The organism is Pseudomonas sp. Pseusp97 (assembly GCF_047304025.1).
Taxonomy (GTDB): domain Bacteria; phylum Pseudomonadota; class Gammaproteobacteria; order Pseudomonadales; family Pseudomonadaceae; genus Pseudomonas.
On record NZ_JBGLYK010000348.1, the window covers coordinates 1 to 3,731 of the forward strand.

At 67.1% G+C, this 3,731-nt stretch carries 3 protein-coding genes; all 3 read right to left on the reverse strand.

All coding sequences use genetic code 11. The features are described 5' to 3' along the window. The coding region (locus ACCC94_RS28570; protein WP_413352960.1) for a methyl-accepting chemotaxis protein at nucleotides 1-1,951 on the reverse strand (1,951 nt) is incomplete at its 3' end. A gap of 39 nt (nucleotides 1,952-1,990) precedes the next feature. After that, entirely contained in the window at nucleotides 1,991-2,476 is a 486-nt protein-coding gene (locus tag ACCC94_RS28575; RefSeq protein WP_413352961.1) for a chemotaxis protein CheW, read from the reverse strand. Then, nucleotides 2,463-3,731: chemotaxis protein CheA (locus ACCC94_RS28580; RefSeq protein ID WP_413352962.1), on the reverse strand; the 1,269-nt coding region annotated here is incomplete at its 5' end. The genes ACCC94_RS28575 and ACCC94_RS28580, both read right to left, overlap by 14 nt.

Below are 3,731 nucleotides of genomic sequence, written 5' to 3' on the forward strand. Positions count from 1 at the left end.
GAGGATGACTGGGAAGAGTTCTGATCGGGCGGGCGGAGGCCAGCGGCACCACGGTGGCGGCGATGGATTCGAGCTTGAACACCCCCACCTGCTGGTTGAGCATGCCGGCCTGTTCCTGCAGGGCCTCGGCCGAGGCGGCGGCTTCTTCCACCAGCGCGGCGTTCTGCTGGGTCATCTCGTCCATCTGCGACACCGCGCCATTCACTTCCTCGATGCCGCTGCTCTGCTCGGCGGAAGCGGCGGCGATCTCGGCCATGATGTCGGTGACGCGCTTGATCGCCACCACGATGTCGCTCATGGTCTGGCCGGCCTGGGCGACCAGGGTGTTGCCGCTCTCGACCTTGTCCACCGAGTCGTTGATCAGCGTCTTGATCTCCTTGGCGGCGGCGGCGGAGCGCTGCGCCAGGGTGCGCACCTCACCGGCCACCACCGCGAAGCCGCGGCCCTGTTCGCCGGCGCGCGCGGCTTCCACCGCGGCGTTGAGGGCGAGGATGTTGGTCTGGAAGGCGATGCCGTCGATCACCCCGATGATGTCGGCAATCTTGCGCGCCGAGTCGTTGATGGCCGACATGGTGCCCACCACCTTCTGCACCACGCTGCCGCCCTCGGTGGCGACCTCGGACGCGTTCACCGCCAGCGAGTTGGCCTGGCGCGCGTTCTCGGCGTTGAGCTTCACGGTGCTGGTCAGCTCTTCCATACTCGAGGCGGTTTCCTCCAGGCTGGAGGCCTGCTGCTCGGTGCGGGTGGACAGTTCGGCGTTGCCGCTGGCGATCTCGCTGGCGGCGGTGTGGATGGTGTCGGCCGCTTCGCGGATCTGCCCGAGCATGCGCGACAGGCTCTGCGCGGTCTCGTTGGCGTAGTCCTTGAGCTCGCCGAAGGTGCCCTGGTAGTCGGCATCGATGCGCTGGGTCAGGTCGCCCTGGGCCAGGGCGCCGAGCACGCGGGTGACGTCGCGCAGGCCCTTGTCGGCGGTATCCACCAGGTTGTTCAGGCCGGTGGCGATCTTCAGGAAGAAGCCTTCCTTGTTAGAGGCTTCGATGCGCTTGCTGAAGTCACCGGCGACGGCGGCGTCCACCAGTTGCGAGACTTCCTGTTCGGCGCGGAACTCCTCGGTGCGGTCGGTCCACTGCACGGCCGAGCCCAGGCGCTCGCCGGCATCGTTGAACACCGGCACCACATCGAGGGCGAAACGGCGGCCACCCAGGTTCAGTTCGGCCTTATGCCGCGCGGTCAGGTGGGCGAGCATGCCGCGCTGGTGCGCCGGGTTCTTGTGGAACATGTCGATGTTGGCGCCCATCAGCCGGCTGGCGTTGAAGTTCGGCAGCTGCTTGCGGATGTCGGCCTCGGCGTGGCCGAGCATCTCGGTCACCGTGCGGTTCATGTAAATGATCTCGAGATCGTTGTTGGCGATCATCACGTTGGCCGAGACGTTGTCCAGCGCGCTCTTGATCCGCGCGTTGTACTCGGCGGCGTCGGCGCTGGCCTTGAGGCTGTCGCGCACGCCGTCGATGGCTTCGGTGATGATGGCCTTCTTGCCGGGCAGGCGGTCCATGTCCACCGAGTAATCGCCCTTGCCGTAGGCGGTGACGGTGGCGACGACCTTCATCTTCACCGCGATGTGCGCGGCGACCAGGTCGTTGATGCCCTTGGCGATGCGCGCCGGGCGGCCGGCGAACCTGTCCACCGGGATCACCTCGTCGATCCAGCCCAGCTCGTGCTGCCGGGTCATCTCCACCAGGCCGGCCTCCAGCGCTTCGGCCTGGGCCAGTTCGGTGCGCTGCTCGCGCAGGTTGCGCTGGACGCTGCGCAGCCCGTCGTAGAGACGCTCATAGCCGGGCGCGGGGGCTTCGCCGATGGCGACGTCGAGGTTGCCGTCCACCAGGCTGTGGAGGATGGCGGTGATGCGGTCGGCGCGTTGCTGCGCCACGGCGTGTGCGTTGAACAGACCCATTGTGGTTATCCTCGGCTGATTCTTCTTTTCGTGGCGCGATCAGGCTGCGGTTTCGTCGACCAGCGCCATTTCGCGGCTGGTCATGAGTTTTTCGATGTCCACCAGGATGAGCATCCGCTCACCGGCGGTGGCCAGGCCCAGCAGGTACTCGGTGTCGAAGCTGGCGGCGAATTCCGGGCGCGGCTTGATCTCCTCGCCGGCCAGGGCGATCACGTCGGAGACCGAGTCCACCACCGCGCCGACGATGCGCCGGCCGACGTTGAGGATGATCACCACGGTGAACTGGTCGTAGGTGATGTCGGCCAGGTTGAACTTGATGCGCAGGTCGACGATGGGAACGATGGCGCCGCGCAGGTTGATCACGCCCTTGATGAAGGCGGGGGCATTGGCGATCGCCGTGACCTGGTCGTAGCCACGGATCTCCTGCACGCGCAGGATGTCGATGGCGTATTCCTCGCGGCCCAGGGTGAAGGTCAGGTATTCCTGCACCGGGCTCGTCGCCGCAGTGGCTTCAGCTGCGCTCATGGGTGGGTTCTCCTTGTGCTGCCAGACGCGGCAGGGCATCGACATCGAGGATCAGGGCGACGCTGCCGTCGCCCATGATGGTGGCGCCGGCGATCCCATCGATCCGGCGGAAGTTCTGTTCCAGGCTCTTGATCACCACCTGCTGCTGGCCGACCAGTTCGTCGACCTGCAGGGCGAAGCTCCTGCCCTCGGATTCGAGGATCACCACGATTCCCTGCTCCGCCGGCACCGGCGCCGCGCCGATGCGCAGCAGCTGGTTGAGGGAGAACAGCGGCAGGTATTCGCCGCGCACGCGGATCACCGTCGATTCCTCGCCAGCGAGACCGCGCACGTCGTCGGCGCGGGCCTGCAGCGACTCGACGATGTAGGTCAGCGGCACCACGTAGTTGACCTTCTCCACGGCGACGATCAGGCCGTCGAGGATGGCCAGGGTCAGCGGCAGGCGGATGCCCATGCGCGTGCCCATGCCCGGCGCCGAATCGATGTCGATGCGCCCGCCCATGGCCTGGATGTTGCGCCGTACCACGTCCATCCCCACGCCCCGGCCGGAGAGCTCGGTGACCGCTTCGGCGGTGGAGAAGCCGGGCATGAAGATCAGTTGCCAGACGTCCGCATCGCTCATCCCGTCGTGCACGGCCAAGCCCTTCTCGCGGGCCTTGGCGAGGATGCGCTCGCGGGACAGGCCACGGCCGTCATCGGAGATTTCCACCACCACGCTGCCGCCCTGGTGGCTGGCGGCGAGCTTCACCGAGCCCTGGGCCGGCTTGCCGGCGGCCAGGCGTTCGGCGGGCGTCTCGATGCCGTGGTCGATGCTGTTGCGCACGATGTGGGTGAGCGGGTCGCTGAGCTTCTCGATGACGCTCTTGTCCAGCTCGGTGTGCTCGCCCTGCAGGATCAGTTCGACCTGCTTGCCCAGGCGCGCGGAGGTGTCGTGGACCAGGCGCGGGAAGCGGCTGAAGATGAAGCTGATCGGCAGCATGCGGATCGACATCACCGATTCCTGCAGGTCGCGGGTGTTGTGTTCCAGTTGCGCCAGGGCCTGCTGCAAGCGCTCGAAGTGCGTCGGGTCGAGGTCCTCGCTGAGCTGGCTGAGCATGGCCTGGGTGATCACCAGCTCGCCCACCAGGTTGATCAGGCTATCGATCTTCTCGACGCTGACGCGGATGGAGCTGGATTCGCTGTCGGTGCGCGGCGCGGCGGTGGGTTTGCTGGCGGGCGGCGGCGCCTTGGGCGCTTCGCTGAGCGGAGCGGGCGC